Origin of the sequence: Pseudomonas sp. PDM30, from assembly GCF_019218985.1 — a bacterium.
Classification (GTDB): domain Bacteria; phylum Pseudomonadota; class Gammaproteobacteria; order Pseudomonadales; family Pseudomonadaceae; genus Aquipseudomonas; species Aquipseudomonas jessenii.
On sequence record NZ_JAHUWM010000016.1, the window covers coordinates 47,787 to 64,086 of the forward strand.

Annotated in this window: 17 protein-coding genes and 1 pseudogene; 5 read left to right on the plus strand and 13 right to left on the minus strand. The window is 62.0% G+C overall.

The genetic code is table 11. The features are described 5' to 3' along the window. Positions 1 to 4: 4 nt before the first annotated feature. The 11 genes and pseudogenes from KW840_RS26990 to KW840_RS27040 form a co-directional block, all read right to left on the minus strand. Positions 5 to 478: a type II secretion system protein gene (locus KW840_RS26990; RefSeq protein WP_090454714.1), complete on the minus strand. Its 474-nt coding sequence runs from the start codon at positions 476 to 478 to the stop codon at positions 5 to 7. A 2-nt stretch (positions 479 to 480) separates the two neighbouring features. Further along, entirely contained in the window at positions 481 to 2,307 is a 1,827-nt protein-coding gene (locus KW840_RS26995) for a secretin N-terminal domain-containing protein (RefSeq protein ID WP_090454713.1), read from the minus strand. Continuing rightward, the gene (locus tag KW840_RS27000) at positions 2,304 to 2,822 is read right to left on the minus strand and encodes a hypothetical protein (protein ID WP_218498335.1); all 519 of its coding nucleotides are present in this window, start codon (positions 2,820 to 2,822) and stop codon (positions 2,304 to 2,306) included. Before KW840_RS27000 ends, KW840_RS26995 begins: the two co-directional genes overlap by 4 nt. Beyond that, positions 2,822 to 3,370, minus strand: coding sequence for a GspMb/PilO family protein (locus KW840_RS27005; protein WP_057715491.1), 549 nt, complete (start codon positions 3,368 to 3,370; stop codon positions 2,822 to 2,824). The genes KW840_RS27000 and KW840_RS27005 overlap by 1 nt, the downstream gene beginning before the upstream one ends. Beyond that, on the minus strand, positions 3,357 to 3,902 hold the full coding sequence (locus tag KW840_RS27010; protein WP_057715492.1) for a PilN domain-containing protein: 546 nt from the start codon (positions 3,900 to 3,902) through the stop codon (positions 3,357 to 3,359). Before KW840_RS27010 ends, KW840_RS27005 begins: the two co-directional genes overlap by 14 nt. Position 3,903: 1 nt before the next feature. Then, the gene (locus KW840_RS27015; RefSeq protein ID WP_218498336.1) at positions 3,904 to 4,707 is read right to left on the minus strand and encodes a hypothetical protein; all 804 of its coding nucleotides are present in this window, start codon (positions 4,705 to 4,707) and stop codon (positions 3,904 to 3,906) included. Beyond that, positions 4,688 to 6,394, minus strand: a complete 1,707-nt coding sequence (locus tag KW840_RS27020; protein WP_150814697.1) for a GspE/PulE family protein — start codon at positions 6,392 to 6,394, stop codon at positions 4,688 to 4,690. Before KW840_RS27020 ends, KW840_RS27015 begins: the two co-directional genes overlap by 20 nt. A gap of 83 nt (positions 6,395 to 6,477) precedes the next feature. After that, positions 6,478 to 7,011 carry a response regulator gene (locus KW840_RS27025; protein ID WP_057715495.1) on the minus strand — a complete coding sequence of 178 codons (534 nt, stop codon included), beginning with the start codon at positions 7,009 to 7,011 and terminating at the stop codon, positions 6,478 to 6,480. 364 nt (positions 7,012 to 7,375) lie between these two features. Next, the gene (locus KW840_RS27030; protein WP_218498337.1) at positions 7,376 to 8,926 is read right to left on the minus strand and encodes an ABC transporter substrate-binding protein; all 1,551 of its coding nucleotides are present in this window, start codon (positions 8,924 to 8,926) and stop codon (positions 7,376 to 7,378) included. A gap of 9 nt (positions 8,927 to 8,935) precedes the next feature. Further along, a pseudogene (locus KW840_RS27035) lies at positions 8,936 to 9,289 on the minus strand (hypothetical protein); the annotation flags it as partial. After that, positions 9,280 to 9,936 carry an SCO family protein gene (locus KW840_RS27040; protein ID WP_218498339.1) on the minus strand — a complete coding sequence of 219 codons (657 nt, stop codon included), beginning with the start codon at positions 9,934 to 9,936 and terminating at the stop codon, positions 9,280 to 9,282. The gene KW840_RS27040 and the pseudogene KW840_RS27035, both read right to left, overlap by 10 nt. Between KW840_RS27040 and KW840_RS27045 the strand changes: the two genes are divergently transcribed. After that, complete coding sequence (locus KW840_RS27045; protein WP_218498340.1) at positions 9,935 to 10,306, plus strand: hypothetical protein; 372 nt, start codon at positions 9,935 to 9,937, stop codon at positions 10,304 to 10,306. The genes KW840_RS27040 and KW840_RS27045 overlap by 2 nt on opposite strands. A gap of 101 nt (positions 10,307 to 10,407) precedes the next feature. Here the strand turns inward: KW840_RS27045 and KW840_RS27050 are convergent, their stop codons facing one another. Further along, complete coding sequence (locus KW840_RS27050) at positions 10,408 to 11,016, minus strand: transglycosylase SLT domain-containing protein (RefSeq protein WP_159389663.1); 609 nt, start codon at positions 11,014 to 11,016, stop codon at positions 10,408 to 10,410. A gap of 196 nt (positions 11,017 to 11,212) precedes the next feature. Here KW840_RS27050 and gspG point away from each other — a divergent pair, with 196 nt between their 5' ends. From gspG to KW840_RS28840, 3 genes are all read left to right on the plus strand, one after another. Next, positions 11,213 to 11,647: a type II secretion system major pseudopilin GspG gene (gene gspG / locus KW840_RS27055; protein ID WP_057715501.1), complete on the plus strand. Its 435-nt coding sequence runs from the start codon at positions 11,213 to 11,215 to the stop codon at positions 11,645 to 11,647. Between the two features lie 14 nt (positions 11,648 to 11,661). After that, positions 11,662 to 12,849 carry a type II secretion system F family protein gene (locus KW840_RS27060; RefSeq protein ID WP_218498341.1) on the plus strand — a complete coding sequence of 396 codons (1,188 nt, stop codon included), beginning with the start codon at positions 11,662 to 11,664 and terminating at the stop codon, positions 12,847 to 12,849. 172 nt (positions 12,850 to 13,021) lie between these two features. Next, complete coding sequence (locus tag KW840_RS28840) at positions 13,022 to 13,558, plus strand: hypothetical protein (RefSeq protein WP_218498342.1); 537 nt, start codon at positions 13,022 to 13,024, stop codon at positions 13,556 to 13,558. A 152-nt stretch (positions 13,559 to 13,710) separates the two neighbouring features. Here the strand turns inward: KW840_RS28840 and KW840_RS27070 are convergent, their stop codons facing one another. Further along, positions 13,711 to 14,607: a LysR family transcriptional regulator gene (locus KW840_RS27070; RefSeq protein WP_218498343.1), complete on the minus strand. Its 897-nt coding sequence runs from the start codon at positions 14,605 to 14,607 to the stop codon at positions 13,711 to 13,713. A 145-nt stretch (positions 14,608 to 14,752) separates the two neighbouring features. Between KW840_RS27070 and KW840_RS27075 the strand changes: the two genes are divergently transcribed. After that, positions 14,753 to 16,180: a mechanosensitive ion channel family protein gene (locus tag KW840_RS27075; protein ID WP_218498344.1), complete on the plus strand. Its 1,428-nt coding sequence runs from the start codon at positions 14,753 to 14,755 to the stop codon at positions 16,178 to 16,180. Positions 16,181 to 16,300: the final 120 nt, after the last annotated feature.

A 16,300-nucleotide genomic window follows, 5' to 3' on the forward strand; every position in this document is an offset into this window, starting at 1 on the left:
ATGCTCACCACTCTCGGTAGGCGATGCCATTGAGGCCCTTGCCGCGGGCCTTGGAGTAAACGTCAAAGACGTCCTGGCCCTCGCGCGGGTTCTCAGCCGAACTGTCATAGGAACGCAGGCCCCAGCCGCCCTCGTCGTCACGCTTGACGGCTGCCAGCGGGTCACGGGGGATGCGCCGCAGGAAGTAGAACTTGGCGCCCTTTGCGCTGCGCGTGTCACGCACACCCTCGACCAGTACTTGCAGGTTCGGCGGGTAGCCGCTGCTGTCGAGCGACTTCTCGATGTAGCCCGCGTCGAAGGCTTGTTTGTAAGCGTCGATGGCATCGCGGATCTGGTACAGCGCGGTTCGCAGGTCCTGCTCTTTGCCCCGACGCACCACGGTCTCGGTCAGCGGTGCGGCCATGCCGGCCAGCAGGCCGACCAGGGCGAGCGTCACCACGACTTCGACCAGGGTAAAACCGCGTTGCGAGGCGTTCATGATCAAGGCTTCCCGACGGTAACGGTGGTGGCGATCGGGGCGGTCATGGGGTTGACCTGAACCGTGGTGCTCATCGAACGGTCCGGTGCCTGGATGTGCATGCTGGTTTCGGTACCGGTCGGGAATTCCATGTCCGACGGACTCTGGTACGGCAGATTGCGCACGATCCGCGGGGTGATCGACAGCACCAGTTCGGATTTGATGACGTCGTCCCTGTTGCTGCCGAACAGGCGACCCAGGCCGGGAATGTCGCCAAGGCCGGGAATCTTGTTGCCGGTGGCGCCGTGGTCGTCGCGCACCAGACCGGCGAGGATCTGGGTTTCGCCGTCATGCAGACGCAAGGTGGTCTGGGCGTTGCGGGTATCGACCTGGACCGGAATGGTGCCCTGAGCGGTCGGTGTCAGCGGCGTGGCGTTACTGACTTCCAGCGCGATCTTGATCGCCACTTCGTTGTTCAGGTGCACGATGGGCTGCACTTCGAGCTTCAGACCGACGTCGAGGTAGGTCACGCTTTCGGTGATCACCGGGCCCTGGGTCGAAGGCACCGAGGTGGCGCTGATGATCGGCACGCGCTGACCGATGTGGATGCGCGCCTGTTCGCGGTTGCTGACCCGAATCACGGGGCTGGCCAGGGTATTGATGTCCTTGTCCTGGGCATTGATCTTGGCCTGGGGCGATGGCGAGATCGTGATGCGGCCGGAGTTGATGCCCTTGAGCTGATCGAGAAGGGTCACCGCCGACCCATCGCTGTTGACCACGCCGAAGGTGTTGGGCCATTGCAGGCCAAGGTCGAGAATACGTTGGCGGGCGACTTCCATCACTTCCACTTCCAGCACCACTTCCGGGTTGGACTGGTCCTGCGATTGCAGGAGTTTTTCCGCCATGCGCACAGCGTCACCGGTATCGCGCATGGTCAGGGTGTTGAGGCGCTCATCGACGAACACGTCGCGGGTCTTGAGCATGGTCTTGATCATGTTCAACGCCGTGTTGGCATCGATGCTGGTCAGGTAGAAGGTGCGCATCACCAGCTCCTGGTAATCCTTGAGTTTCTGCGGCGAGTCCGGGTAGATCAGCACGGTGTTTTCATTGACCACTTTCTGATGCAGCTGGTTCTGTTGCAGCAACAGATCCACGGCGTCTTCGATACGCACGTCACGTACGAAGATCGTGGCTTTCATGTCCGGGCGCAGGTCCTTGTCGAAGATGAAGTTCAGGCCGGCAACCTGGGACAGCACTTCGAAAATGGTCTTGAGGTTGGCATCGCGAAATTCCAGGGTCACCGGCCGGTCAAGGCGCGTGCGCAGTTGTGGGTACTGCACCACGTTGCGGCTCTGCACCAGGCGGATGCTGCCTTGCAGTTCCAGGGCGCCTTCGTTCTTCGGGTCCAGTTCGAGAATCTGTCTGACCTGGCGGTCGGCACCGTAGATGTCACCGCGACGCAGGTCGCCACGGGCCAGTTCGAGTTTCTCATCCATGCTGCGCAGGTAGTCGAGCTGGCGCAGGGAATCCTGGGCACGACGGTTGTTCGGTTCGATGTTCAAGACCCGGCTATAAGTCATGCGGGCCCCGGCGAAATTACGCTGGGTGCGGTCCATGTCGGCCTGGGTCAGCAGCGCCGTCACGGCGCGGGCCCGTCCGCTGTTGAGAGCCATGTGCAGTTCGGTATCGCGAGGGTTTTCCCGCAATCCCTCTTCGATGCGCGCCAGACCGGCTTCATATTGGCCCGATTCGATCAGGGCCGAAGCTTCATCCCTGGCAACCTGCGCCGAACTGCATGCGGCCAGCCCCGCGCAGAGACAAAGGCTCATCAGCAAACGGGATTTGTTCATTCCGTACTCCCCACAGACAAGGTCTGCGCCAAATGCAGAGGCAGGTAGACCAGGCTCAGTTCCTTATCGGAAATCCGCTCGATCCGCCAGGTTTCGTCGATGACATCCCCTTTGCGCACGACGTATATTTTTTCGCCGCTCTGCAAAAACACCTGCAGATCGGAACGGTCATCCAGCCTGCCGACAAACTGGAAGGGCAACGGTGGTGCAGTGGGGACTTGCACCACAGGAGTAACGACTACCGGTTGTTCAGTGACGGTGCCAAGGGCCGGCGCCGCTATCCAGCTGCGGGCGGCGAACAGGTCGCCTGCCGGGCTCAGGTCCTTGATCGGCGCCAGCGCAGCGGCGCTCGATGCAGCCGTCGATGCGCCAGGGGTCTTGCCCTTGGCTGGCGTAGCCACGGTGGCCACCGCAAGGTCGCTGTCGTCGGCCTGATTGAAGTATTCGGGGAGCCAGGCGAGCGCAGCCGCTACACCGAAGAACGCCACCCAACCCGACACTCGTTTGGTATTCATCATGACCTCGACAGGTAAAGGGTCATGCGGATCCGCCCGGTCAGGTCGGTATCGGCGATATTCTTGCGCTGTAGCTCCACATCCTCGAGCACCACCGCCGGCAACTGGCCGAGCAAGGCGTGCAGGAAACGCCGCAGTTGCGGGTAGCTGCCACGTACCGGCAGCAGAATCTGATAACGGGCCAGCTGGGTCTTGGGGTCCACGCCCAGGGAGTATTCACCCCGGGACAAGGTGATGCGTTCCTGGGCGGCCAGGGCGTAGATCTTGTCGATGGCCACGGTGGCCTGGGGCTGGGACGGCAACTTGCTGCGAAAATCGTCGAGCTGGCGCTGCGGCACCACCGGCGCGGCCACGCTGCCGTCTTCGACCTTGGCCAGGTACTCGGTGGCTTCGCGAGTTTGCTGGCTGAGGCTTTGCAGCGACTCCCAGTTCGGCAGCAACCCCACCAGGCCATAGCTCAGCGCCAGCACCAGCATGACCATCCCTGCCAGCCCCGGAACGCCCAGGCCTTGCAGGTATTCGTGGACGATCAATTTATGGATTTGCATCGCCGATCTCCCAGGTAGCCGACAGGTTGAACTGCACCGGGTGTTCCGGCACGTTGGCGACAATTTCGTGGCTCAGCAGCGATACGTCGGACAGCTCGTCGCTGGCTTCGAGACGGCGGTGGAAATCGAGCATGGCGTCCAGGTCCAGCGCCTCGGCGCTGATCCGCACCTGGCCCTTGCGGGCGTCCGGGGTCAGGGTCAGCAGGGCAATGTTGTCCCGCGGCATGGCTTCGAGGGTGGCGAACAGGCGTTCCCAAGGGCGGCGCAACTGCTGGGAGACCTTGCGCATTTCCGCCAGGTTATGCGCCTGCTCGCGAATTTGCGCCGGGGTCAGGCTGAGCTTGCTGCCGGTATCGCCGGTGAGCACTCGCTGTGTGATTTGCAGATGACCTTGCTGTTGTTCGGCTTCGTGGCTCAGGTGCTGTTGCACCAGCAGGCAGGTCAGTGTCAGCACCACGCCACCGGCCAGCAGGCTCCAGCCCAAGGGGCCTGCACGGCGGCGCGGCTGAAAGTCGAGCATCAGGGGGCGCATGTCAGGCCACCGCCCAAGACATGAGGTACAGGCAATCGCGTACGGTTGTCCGGTCTTCTTCGAGGGTGCGCAGATGCACACCAGGCACGTCAGGAGGCGAATCGATGCGCGCCGGTGCATGCAGGTAGACATTCAACGGCCGTTCGCTGCTGGAAGCCTGCAACTGGTGTTCACGACCGATCAACGCGGTCAGCGCCGCATCGCTGTCGCTGCTGCCCACCGATCGCACCGAGGTCCAGCGCCCTTCCCTGGCCAGCAGCAACACGCTGCGCACCGGTTCGGCGACCACGAACAGGAAATCCCCGGCCTCAAAGCTTTTGTCGAAATGGTTGAACGCCGTCATCAGGTACGGCTGCACCGAACGCAAGCGCAAACCGCGAGCCCTGACCAGGGCGCGCAGGCGTTCGAGCAGGTCCTGTGGCAGCGCGGTGGCGATGCGGTCGTAACCGGCGGGTTCGGCCGAGAGTACCAGGCTCCAGGGTTGTGTCGGGGCACCGTAGAGGTCTTCGAAACACAGTTGGGCGAAGCCGAGCAATTCGGCCGGGCTACTGATCTGCTCACTCCAGGGCACCAGGCAATAGCGGCTGAAGTGCCCGGAGATCACCACCGTCAGTTCCGCCCTGGCAACGGTGTGTTCGGCCAACAAACGGTCGAGGGTATCGAGGGCCACCGTCCAGGCCTGGAAGCCTTCGTCAATGTAGCCGACGCTGCCCAGCCAGTGGGTTGCAGCGCCTTGCCGCTGCCCCAGGCCAACACCGCTTGCGCCGAGCACGGCGACAAATTGCTCACGAGATAAAAGTGACACGATTGATCTCCTCGAGAGTCGTCCGGCCTTGTTCCACCATCTCCAGCGCCGACTCGCGCAACAGGCGCAAGCCACGTTTGCAGGCGTGCGCCTTGATTTTCGAAATGGGTTGGCGCTCGACGATCATTTGCCGCAATTCGTCGTCCAGGTGCAGCAACTCGGCAATTGCGCTACGCCCGCGATAACCGGTGCCCCGACAATGCCCGCAGCCCTTGCCGTGGACGAACCGGTAGTGAGCGACCTTTTGCGGATCAAGCCCCGAGACCTCCAGCTCTTCTTGCGTCGGGCTGTAGGGGCTGCTGCAACTGGTGCAGACCAGGCGGATCAAACGCTGGGCCAGTACGGCATTGAGTGCCGAGACCAGGCTGTAGGGATCGATTTCCATCTGGGTGAAACGGCCGATGACGTCGAACACGTTGTTGGCGTGAATGGTGGTGAACACAAGGTGACCGGTGAGCGCCGATTGCACGGCGATCTGTGCGGTGTCCGGGTCGCGGATTTCACCGACCATGATCTTGTCCGGGTCATGGCGCAGGATCGAGCGCAGGCCCCGGGCGAAGGTCAGGCCTTTCTTCTCGTTGACGGGGATCTGCAGCACGCCCGGCAGTTGATATTCCACCGGGTCTTCAATGGTGATGATCTTGTCCACGCCGTGGTTGATCTCGGTGATCATCGCGTACAGGGTAGTGGTCTTGCCGCTACCGGTCGGCCCGGTCACCAGCACCATGCCGTAGGGTTCGGCGGCCAGCCGGCGCAGCTGGCGCAGGGTTTCTTCTTCAAAGCCCAGGGCCTGCAACTGCACGCCACAGACCTTGTCCGCCAGGTCCTGTTTGTCGAGTACCCGCAGCACCGCGTCTTCGCCGAAAATGCTCGGCATGATCGACACCCGGAAGTCGATCTGACGGCCGCTGATGCCGATCTTGAAGCGACCATCCTGGGGCACGCGTTTTTCGCCAATGTCCAGTTCGGCCATGACCTTGACCCGGGAAATCACTTGCTCGGCGAACTCGCTGCCCTGGATTTTGCTGATGTTGTTGAGCACGCCGTCGATCCGGTACTTGATCACCAGGCCGCTGCCGGTGGTGCCGAGGTGGATGTCGCTGGCGTGCATTTTCAGCGCGTCGTACAGGGTCGAGTTGACCAGTTTGACCACGACGCTGGAATCTTCGCTGATGCTGGTCAGGGACAGGCTTTGCAGGTTATCGGTTTCGGCGCCGGCGTCGCTCTGGGCGTTGAGCGACTCCACCGCATGGAAGCTTTCTTCGTGACGCGCCAGATAGGCCTTCAGGTCATCGGCATGCACCAGGTACAGCGGCGCACCTTGCAGGCACTCATCGATCCAGGCCAGGCGCGCACTGTCGAAGGGGTCGGCGAAAACACCGATGACCGCATCGTTGTGACGCAACAGGGTGAATTCGCGCTTGAGGCATTGGGCCAGGGTCACCCGGTCGAACACCGGCGTGGAATTGAACAGGCTGTCGGTGTCGAGCACCGGGTAGTGCAGGGTTACGCCGAGGCATTGAATGAAAGGCATGGGAGCCAGTGCGCACAGCCGCCCCAGGGCGTCCAGCATCCGCTCGCCGGAACTGGTGGCCAGGGCTCGGGCCTGGGCCAGTTGCTCACTGGTGAAACGAGTCGGTGAACATTCCGGTTGCGCCGGTTCTACGGCAAAGGATAGACGGTCCATGGCTTGCTCTCCTACGCCCGGGGCTTTGGGCCCTGTCGGCGCGGCGAGCCATTCGGCGGAGGCCGGAACGTCTTGTCGCGCCACTACTCCCCGGTGAGCAACTGTTCGTCGTCTGGCGCCTTGGAGGCCGATGTATTTTTTCGGCGATCTGCCAGCACCCAGCTACCGTCGTACAACTGCAGCGGGAAACTCTCGGTCCTGCTCTGGCGTCGTTCGACAAAGCCTTCGGAAGTGCTCACCCCCACTTTGGGTTCGCGTTGCCTGCCCAGAAGATCAAGCACGGCACGGGCCAATTCCGCCAATGGAAACGGTTTGAACAGGATATGGCTGACGCCCAGTTGCCGGGCCCGCTCGCAAACCTCTGCGGTTGGATGCCCTGTGATCAGCACGAAATGACACTTCCTGTTCTGGCGGACGGCATCGAGCACCTGAAAGCCTTCCATATCGGGCAAGCGGTAATCGAACACCATCACATCGGGCGCGAAATCATCGGCTTCAGCGATTCCTTTCGCACCGTCGTGGGCAATCCGGACTTCCAGTGCTTGCGCCTGCAGGTAACCCTGGAGGTTCTCCGCCAGCAACTGTTCGTCATCAACAACCAGTACTTTATTCAACAAGGTGGACTCCTTGAAACCGCAGGTCCGGATTTTGAACCTGACGGAGTGCGCGTCCTGATAGGACTAACGCACACTTCGTGCCAGGCTGGGCACCGGTAATTTGAGGACTTCATGTCCTTGAATTTAAAAAACAATGCCTTTTCGTAGCGCAGTTCCATCCCCCAAAAACGGGGAAAGCGACGTGATTGGCACTGGACTTTTCCCCCCACTGTTGGGGAAACCCCCTATTGATCGGCAATCCGTTCGATTCGATTGCGCGAGCGCAATGGCGCCGACGCCCTCATCCCGGTTAAGCGTAGCCCTGCGGTTTCGCCAGTGGAAGCGTCTGCACCGGGCGGTATCGAGTTTCATGATCGGCCTCCGGTCAGGGCTTGGCAGCAATGGGTTTATAGGGCGCGACCAGATAGAAACGCTGGTCCGGCAGATCCACCGTGACGATATGGGCACCGCTCAAGCCCAGGCGCCGGCCCGGACCAAAGCTGATCAGCGGTGTCAGCCCGGTATCGAAGTCACGCAAGCCTTCCAGGGCCCTGACCAGCTTCTCGCGACTGGCATTGCGCCCGGCCTGCTTCATGCCTTCGCTGAGCAGCATCATCGAACTGAACGCGCCCACTTGCAGCACCGCATGCTGGCCACCGAGGCCCTGGTGTTCGCGCAACTGGGTCAAGGCCAGGCGCCCGGCCTGGGTCCAGTCGCTTGGCACGAACGGATAGGCCAGGAACACCCGTCGGGAAAATCCGCTGGGCACCTGCATCAGATTGCCCGCCACCTGGTTCGAGGCGGCGAACAGGTAAGGCACCTGCCCCGCCGTTTGCAAACGCTCGGCCAGACGACTGAAGCCGCTGCTGCTGCCCAGGTAAAACACCGAGCGCGACCCCAAGGGAAAATCATCCCCGGCCGGGTCATAGGCTTGCAGGCGCACCTTTTGCCAGGCGTGCCCCTGCAAGTACTTGCTGAGTTCCTGCGCCGCCAGGCGTTGGCCGGGTTCGTCCGGGTAGGCGATCAGCGTCGGCCCCTGAAGCACCCGCAGGCTCGCACTGGCGTAGTTGGCCAGGGCGATCAATTGGTCGCGAAGGCCCGGCAGTGGCTCGAATATCTGCGGGCTGGTGTGGAGCGTGCCCTGCAAGGACAGCGGCCCGATCAGGGGAATGCCGGCCTGTTCCAGACGCATGGCGAAGTTCAGGTCCAATGCCGGCGCCATCGGTGCGATCAGGGCAAACACCTGCTCTTCATTGATCAACCGGTCCAGCGCCTTTTCGGCACTGGCGCGGTCGGCGCCGGGGTCGAGGATGGTCAGGCGCAACTGCCGGCCATGAATTCCGCCCGCCTCGTTGATGCGCGCCACGCAGCCATTGAGTACCGCCGCCACCGTGATGCCCTCTTCGCCCAAGGGGCCGGAACCCGGCAACAACGTACCCAGGTGCAGACTGTCGGGGGCCAGTCCCGGAACGCGGTCTTCGGCCAGGTGTTTGAGGTACGCCGTGAGGTTGCGTTGATCGATCATCGACAACACGAACCGTGGCATCGTCGGATCGAGCCGATTGTTGCCCGGGTCGCGCCCCTCCTGCACCGCCCGCGCCAGGGTGATTTCGCTGTAGGCCGGATAACTGCGGCCGTTGATGTGCTGCTGGCCTTGACTGCTGGCCAGTCGAGACCAGCGCAGGTCCGGCGGTCGCACCTCGCCTTCCGGGCGCCCGAGGCCATCCTCGCCATGACAATTGGCGCACGGCAGGCGGGTGGCCGGCAGCAGCACGCCCGCTGCGCCGACCCGGACCATGATCGGTTCGCCGCTGGCCGACACGCCTTCGTGGTACAACCGTTTACCGGCACTTTCGCTAAGGCTCAGCGGCAGCGCCTGGGCGGTGAGCGCGATGCTGCCGAAGAGCAGCAGGCCAAGGACGAGGGCAGTATTCATGGCCGTGGCTCAGCGACGGGCCACGGGCATTGTCAGCAACTGTAAGCGCTGGGCAATGTCGGCGGGACGGATTTTGTTCCAGCGCTTGTTCGCCGCGTCACCGACGATCAACCGTATGGAGTGCTGCAAGGGGGTCGGCACGATCTGGTCGATGCGCCCCCATACAAGGTCCATTTGCACCTTGTCTTCGGTAAGAAAAAACCAGTGGGGCCCATCGATGCCCTGTTTCAAGGTGCAAGCCTTGAGTACCGCTGGCGTGTTGTGCAGCGGATCACTGGTAAGGGAGATAAAGGTGCTGCCGTTCTGGTCCTGCACGGGTATGTCGGGGAAGCAGGTTTTCCTGTCGAAGGCGCTCATGGCTGGTGCTCCATGGCGATGGCGGTGTGCTTGGCGTGGGCGTTGCGTTCGCCTCTGAGCCTCTCGACGGCCCGGGCCAGCTCCGCCGGTTCGGTGAGACCGTAGTAGCGGGTCCAGTAGCGGTTGTTGCCGTCCCCCACCAGAATCAGTGGCGAGTGGTTCTCGAAGTTACCGCGGTAGACACCCAGGCCCTTGAGGGTGGCATCGACCGCCTGCGGCGAACCGGTCAGCCAGCTCCAGCCCGGCCCGTTCTGGAAGGTGCGGGCGTAGTCGTTCAGTCGTTGGGGATCATCACGCTGCGGGTCGATGCTGATGGACACCAATTGCACCTCGGTGCCGACCCGCGCGCCCAAATGTTTCTGTACCCTGCCCATGATCGAGGACATCACCGGGCAGACCGTGGTGCAACGGGTGTAAATGAAACCCATGACCACGATTTTGTTGCTGACCAGGTCTTTTTCCAGGTTGACGACCTTGCCGTTCTGGTCCAGTAAGGCCACGTCGGCAAATCTGATCCGGGCGTTCTCCGGGCTGGCGGTGCTGGCCGCCGTGTCGTGCCCGGTGTGCTCGTCCGCCGAGTGAGCCAGCGCCTGGTCGATACCGAAGGCCAACAGGCAAAACGTCAGCAGGCCGCAATGCGCGAATCGGTCCATGTCGGTTTCCTCGTTAGTGGGTATCACCGGGACTGACCCGAAATCCCGGCACGACGCCGGACAAGGGTTGGTCCTGTTTTCAGCAACATTCCTCTTTACCGATCTGTACCTGTCTTACCCGCCCCGTTGTGGGAGCGAGCTTGCTCGCGATAGCGGACTGACAGTCGACATCGTTGGCGACTGGAAAGCAGTCATCGCGAGCAAGCTCGCTCCCACAGGGGGGGTAAGCAAATCAATCAAGGACCAAGCGTGGGATATGCCGATCATGGACTCGGGCCTCGCTGCGGGTTATCGGGGAACACTTCTCGACAAATCGACCGGAGCAATCCGCATGCCACAAAAAAATACGTTATTAATCAGCTTGTTATGATCACGACTTGATAGGCCGGGGGATATTCCCCACCCAATCCCCCCCCTTTTTCGCCGGGGCCACTATTCCCCACTATTGGGGAAATTTCCCCGGGTGTTCGATCACAGCGGCGCATCCGCGGGCAACCCCTGCAAACGTCGATATTGGTTCAGCACACTGGGCACATAACGCTGGGTTTCGGCGAACGGCGGGACCACGTTGCCCCGGCTGAGCACCGCTTGCGGGCCGGCGTTATAGGCCGCCACGGCGAGCCGGATATCGTTGTCGAACATCGTCATCAGGCGCTTGAGATAGCGGGCGCCACCCTGGATGTTGGCCTTGGGGTCGTAGACATTGGTCACCCCCATTTCGCGGGCGGTGGCGGGCATCAATTGCATCAGCCCGCGAGCGCCCTTGGGTGAGGTGGCGCGGGCGTTGTAGCTCGATTCGGTCTTGATCACTGCGTGCAGCAGCGCCGCCGGCAGTTCGTTGGCCCTGGCCGCCGCCGCCACCAGCTCGGCATAGGGTTGCGCGGCGATCATCTGCGGTTGCTGATCGAGGCTGACCACCGGCGCATCGGGCTCACGAATCACCCGTACATATTGGCGTCCGGGGCGGTGGACATTGGACAGGACGTAGCCGCCATTGGCGTCCACGGAAACAAACACATCGGCCTGTGCGGCGCTGGCCAACACAAGGAAACCCAGCAATCCGGCGGTGAGTGTCTTCATTGTTATACCTCCCCTTTCCGGCCCCGAAAATTGGGGGTATTGCCCCAATGGCCAGTCGTGCACCAGCCATACGCAAGCACTGTGCCGTAAGCGAGAAGGCCCGTAGCAGGGGGGGCGCGCAAGGGTCAGCAACCGTGAGCATGGCAATTGCATGCAACTACATGGCAACTCTGCTGCCGACTGTTACGAGGTCATCATGAATCAGCGACTGTGTTATGCCCGGCGAACCCAAAGCGGGTTCACCTTGCTCGAACTGTTGGTGGTGCTGGTGGTATTGGGGCTGTTGGCCGGCATCGTGGCGCCGAAGTATTTCGCCCAACTGGGCCGCTCCGAAGTGAAAGTGGCCAAGGCGCAGATAGAAGGCTTGAGCAAGGCACTGGACCTTTACCGTCTGGAAGTTGGCCATTACCCGTCCACCGAACAGGGTTTGCAGGCGCTGGTCACCGCCCCCGCCGACGAACCGCGCTGGACCGGCCCGTACCTGCAGAAAAAACTCCCGCAAGACCCCTGGGGCCGCAACTACGCCTATCGCTATCCCGGTGAGAACAGCGAGTACGACCTGTTGTCCATGGGCAAGGACGGGCAGCCCGGTGGCGAAGGCGAGAACGCCGAAGTCACCAACTGGAACTGACGGGAATGGCGACCATGCGCTTTCATCTCAAGGCCGTCGGCAAGGCCGGTGTGGTCTCGATGACCGTCGAGGCACCGGGGCACAGCGAAGCCAGGCGCATCGCCGAAGACCAGGGCCTGCGGGTGGTCAGCCTGCACGCCGAGCGCCATTGGCGCGCATTGCGCCTGCACAAGCGCGAGACGTTCAACCTGGTGTTGTTCAGCCAGGAACTGACCACCCTGCTCAACGCCGGCCTGCCGTTGATCGATGCCCTGGAAAGCCTGGCGGAAAAGGAAAACGCGCCACAGGCCCGCAAGACCTTGAACGAGTTGGTCCGCCTGCTTTACGAGGGCAAATCGTTTTCCCAGGCCTTGAGCCAGCTGTCGGCGGTTTTCCCCCCGCTGTACGTGGCGCTGGTGCAGTCCAGCGAGAAGACCGGCGCCGTGGGCGATGCCCTGGGCCGCTATGTCAGCTATCGCCAACGCATGGACGAGGTTCGCCAAAAGATCATCAGCGCTTCGATCTACCCCTTGCTGTTGCTGGTGGTGGGCGGTGGCGTGGTTTTGTTTTTGATGGGGTATGTCGTGCCGCGCTTCAGCCTGGTGTTTGAAGGACTGGGGTCGAACCTGCCCTGGATGTCGCAGATCCTGATGAGCAGCGGCATGTTCCTGCACACCCACCAGGGCGAATTCTTCGGGGGATTGCTGGCCATCATCGTCGCCCTCACCCTGCTCCAGCGTCAGCCGGCCTTTCGTCGGGGGCTGGACCGCCTGATCGAAAAACTCCCCGCGGTGCACCGGCGCATCTTCATGTATGAACTGGCACGCTTCTACCGTTCACTGGGGATTCTGCTGCAAGGCGGCATTCCCCTGGTCACCGCCATGGGCATGGTCCGTGGCCTGCTCACCGTCGCCTCCCGCACGCGCCTGGACCAGGCCTGCGACCGGGTGCGCGAGGGGCAATCACTCTCTGCCGCGCTGGAACTCAATCACCTGGTGACCCCCGTGTCCCTGCGCCTGCTGCGAGCCGGCGAACAGTCCGGCAACCTCGGGCAGATGATGGAGCGCAGCGCCGACTTCTACGACGAAGAAATCAGCCGCTGGATCGAATGGTTCGTGCGGCTGTTCGAACCCTTGCTCATGACCTTCATCGGTCTGTTGATCGGGGTGATCGTGATCCTGATGTACATCCCGATTTTCGAGCTGGCCTCGAGCATTCACTGACTCTTTGACGCTGCCCCTTCAGACGCTGCTCCGGCTGAACGCTGCACTCTTTTTCAATGTTCCCGCCGAATAAATCGGCGCGCTGAACTGTTCATCAAGTTCCCACGGGGAAAAATCAGCACATTGCACTGTTCATGAAGGTTCCAATCTGAATTACAGGACGGAGAACGACATGCTCATCAATAAGCTTTTACTGGCAGTAGCTATTGGCGCGGTTCTGTCGGCGTCTACCGTATTGATTCCGGACAGTCTGTCTGGAGTTTCCAGCGCTCAGGCCAAGGATGGGGGTAGTGGTGGCGGTGGTGGCGGTGGTGGTGGTGGCGGAAGTGGTGGTGGCGGCAGTCACGGTGGCGGCAGTGGTGGTAGCGGTGGTGGCGGCGGCAGTGGAAGCGGCGGCGGCAGTCATGGTGGAAGCGGCAGTGGTGGTAACAGCGGCAGCGGCCACAGTGGCGACCATGGCAGCAACAGTGGCCATGGCAGTGCCAACAGCGGTTCGAGCCACTCCGGATCGGTCTCGTCCTCAGGACGCAGCGGCACCCATGATGAACCCGGGGACGACCATGGCGTTCATCGGTCCGGTGAAGTCGGCGACGATCATGGCGTTCATGCCAATGGCGAGCCCGGCGATGACCGTGGTGTCCATGCCAATGGCGAGCCCGGTGATGACCGTGGTGTCCATGCCGAGCCCGGTGATGACAAAAGGAGCTGATTCCCACTGATTCCCATGCAACACAAAACCCTGTGGGAGCGAGCTTGCTCGCGATGGCGGAGTGTCAGACGACTTCAATGTTGGATGACAGGACGCCATCGCGAGCAAGCTCGCTCCCACAGTGGCCGATGTGAGTCAGGCAATCCGCCGCTCTACAACCCACCCTCAGACTGATCCAGTTCCTCACGCAAGAACTCAACCAGCGCCTGCACCGGCCGCGAACTCTGCCGGTGTTGCGGATAGACCGCCGACAACGTCAGCGGCTCCGGCCGAAAATCCTCCAGCACTTCCACCAGCCGTCCATCCTTCAACGCCGAGCCGACAATGAACGTCGGCAAATACGTGATCCCCAGCCCGGCAATCGCCGCGTCCTTGAGCAATTCACCGTTGTTGACCCGCATCCGCCCGCTGACATTGACGCTCAATGGCTTGCCCTGCCCTGCAAACCGCCATTGCACCTGTCGACCATGGCCGTACGGCAGGCAGTCGTGACCGTGCAAATCTTCAGGCTTGAGCGGTGTGCCGCGTTCGGTCAGGTACGCCGGGCTTGCGCAGTACACCCGCTCAATGGAGGCAATGCGTCGGGCGATCAGTGTCGAGTCTTCCAGTGTGCCGATGCGCAGCGCCAGGTCGTAGCCCTCACCGAGCAAATCCACGGGACGATCGCTCAAATCCATCTCCACCGTCACGTCGCGATAGCGCTGTAAAAACACCGGCAACAGGCAGCCCAGATGCGCCAGCGCGAACGACAGCGGCGCACTCACACGAATGGTCCCCCGTGGCTCGGTGGTCTGGCCGGCGATGCCCTGCTCCACTTGTTCGACTTCGCTGAGCAGGCGCAAGGCTGACTCGTAATAGCTCTGCCCCAGCGGCGTGACATCCAGGCGCCGGGTCGAACGATTGAGCAAGCGCACGCCCAGGCGCTCTTCGAGTTGCATCAAGCGGCGGCTGACAAACTGCTTGGACAGCCCCAGTTGATCGGCGGCCGCCGTGAAGCTGCCGGAGTCCATGACCTGGCAAAAAATACGCATATCTTCGAAGGGGTTCATTGTCACTTCCCGGTTGACAGTCAAACACGTTATAGCCGCTTTTTCCCTTCCTGACACACCATTAATCTTCGTTCACCGCACTGAAATCACCTTCCCCGAAGGATCTGCGATCTGTTTGCCGCAAGCATTTAAATGGAGTTTCCCCATGTCCTTTCTCCTCGGTCACCTGCTCTCACTGAGCACCCTGCTGCTGGCCATCGACGCCCTGCTCTGGCACCTCGCGCCACTCAAGCATCGCGTCAGCCGGGTCGGTGTGCGCCTGGCGCTGTTTGTGCTGTTCAGCGCGGTGCTCATCAACGCCGGCGTCAGCCCGTTGCAGGCGCCGTTGTTTGCTGATGATCGCGTGGCACAACTGGGGGCCACGGCACTGGGGATTCTCTGGTGGCTGTACGCCGCGCGGGTGCTGACCGAAGTGATCGGCCTGGCCCTGATGCGGCGCATCGGCCATAGCGGTCGGCTGTTGCAGGATGTCATCGGTGCACTGGTGTTCCTGATTGCCGTGGTGGCCGCCGCCGGCTACGTGCTGGAGCTGCCGGTGAAAGGTTTGCTGGCGACCTCCGGCGTCGTCGCCATCGTGGTGGGTCTGGCATTGCAGAGCACCTTGAGCGACGTGTTCTCCGGCATCGTGCTCAATACCACCAAGCCGTATCAGGTCGATGACCGGGTTTCCATCGACGGTATTGAAGGCAAGGTGCTGGACATCGACTGGCGTGCCACCCACCTGCTGACCAGCGCCGGCAGCACCGCTGTGGTGCCGAACTCGGTGGCGGCCAAGGCAAAGATCGTCAATCTCAGCCGCCCGTTCAATATGCACGGCGTGTCGATCAGCATTCAGGTGCCCAACCACATCCGCCCGCGTCGGGTACTCGATGCCCTGGACCGCACCCTTCAGGGCAGTAGCAGTCTGCTGCTCGATCCGGCGCCGAAAGCCGTGCTCAAGGAGGCCGGCGAAACCATGTCCGAATACGTGGCCAGCGGCTTCATCGCCGAATTGGGCAAAAAGGGTGAAGTGCGCAATCAACTGTTCGACCTGGCCCATCGGCACCTCGAAGCGGCAGGCATTTCCCGGCAACCCGATGGCGTGATCGAGCCGTCGACCCGCGCACGGGCCTTGCTCGATGAAGTGAAAATATTCCGTTCCCTGAGCGCCGAGGAACGGGATCACCTGGCCCAGAACATGGTGGCGCAGCAATACGCGGCCGGTGAGGTGGTGCTGGATCTGGATGAAGTACCGGACAGCCTGTTCGTCATCGCCACCGGCGTGGTCAGCGCCACCGTCCCCAACGGCAGCACGCAGATCGAAGCCGGGCGCATGGGGCCGAGTGAAGTCATGGGCGAACAAAGCATCCTCGCCGACACGCCGTCCCAGGCACGGTTCACGGCCATGACCTCAAGCATCATCTACCGCCTCGACAAATCACTGACCCGCAACTGCATGGCGCAACGACGGGAAGTCGACCGGGCGTTGAACAAGCTGCAGGCGGTGCGCCAGCAGAACAGCCGGATGGCGTTGATGGCCAAACCGGTAGCGGTCAGGAAAGGTGGGTTTTTGAGTTGGTTGCAGAGTCGCTGATCAAGTGATCACACAAAAAATCTGTGGGAGCGAGCTTGCTCGCGATAGCTTTCTGTCAGTCAACATGTGTGTCGACTGATACGCCGCCATCGCGAGCAAGCTCGCTCCCACAGGTGTACT

Coding starts and splice junctions, on each gene's coding strand:
- KW840_RS27020 (WP_150814697.1), bottom strand. CDS start 6,394: ATGGACCGTCTATCCTTTGCCGTAGAACCGGCGCAACCGGAATGTTCA.
- KW840_RS27050 (WP_159389663.1), bottom strand. CDS start 11,016: ATGAAGACACTCACCGCCGGATTGCTGGGTTTCCTTGTGTTGGCCAGC.
- KW840_RS26990 (WP_090454714.1), bottom strand. CDS start 478: ATGAACGCCTCGCAACGCGGTTTTACCCTGGTCGAAGTCGTGGTGACG.
- KW840_RS27005 (WP_057715491.1), bottom strand. CDS start 3,370: ATGCAAATCCATAAATTGATCGTCCACGAATACCTGCAAGGCCTGGGC.
- KW840_RS27030 (WP_218498337.1), bottom strand. CDS start 8,926: ATGAATACTGCCCTCGTCCTTGGCCTGCTGCTCTTCGGCAGCATCGCG.
- KW840_RS26995 (WP_090454713.1), bottom strand. CDS start 2,307: ATGAACAAATCCCGTTTGCTGATGAGCCTTTGTCTCTGCGCGGGGCTG.
- KW840_RS27045 (WP_218498340.1), top strand. CDS start 9,935: ATGTCGGTTTCCTCGTTAGTGGGTATCACCGGGACTGACCCGAAATCC.
- KW840_RS27010 (WP_057715492.1), bottom strand. CDS start 3,902: ATGCGCCCCCTGATGCTCGACTTTCAGCCGCGCCGCCGTGCAGGCCCC.
- KW840_RS27040 (WP_218498339.1), bottom strand. CDS start 9,936: ATGGACCGATTCGCGCATTGCGGCCTGCTGACGTTTTGCCTGTTGGCC.
- KW840_RS27000 (WP_218498335.1), bottom strand. CDS start 2,822: ATGAATACCAAACGAGTGTCGGGTTGGGTGGCGTTCTTCGGTGTAGCG.
- gspG (WP_057715501.1), top strand. CDS start 11,213: ATGAATCAGCGACTGTGTTATGCCCGGCGAACCCAAAGCGGGTTCACC.
- KW840_RS27060 (WP_218498341.1), top strand. CDS start 11,662: ATGCGCTTTCATCTCAAGGCCGTCGGCAAGGCCGGTGTGGTCTCGATG.
- KW840_RS28840 (WP_218498342.1), top strand. CDS start 13,022: ATGCTCATCAATAAGCTTTTACTGGCAGTAGCTATTGGCGCGGTTCTG.
- KW840_RS27070 (WP_218498343.1), bottom strand. CDS start 14,607: ATGAACCCCTTCGAAGATATGCGTATTTTTTGCCAGGTCATGGACTCC.
- KW840_RS27075 (WP_218498344.1), top strand. CDS start 14,753: ATGTCCTTTCTCCTCGGTCACCTGCTCTCACTGAGCACCCTGCTGCTG.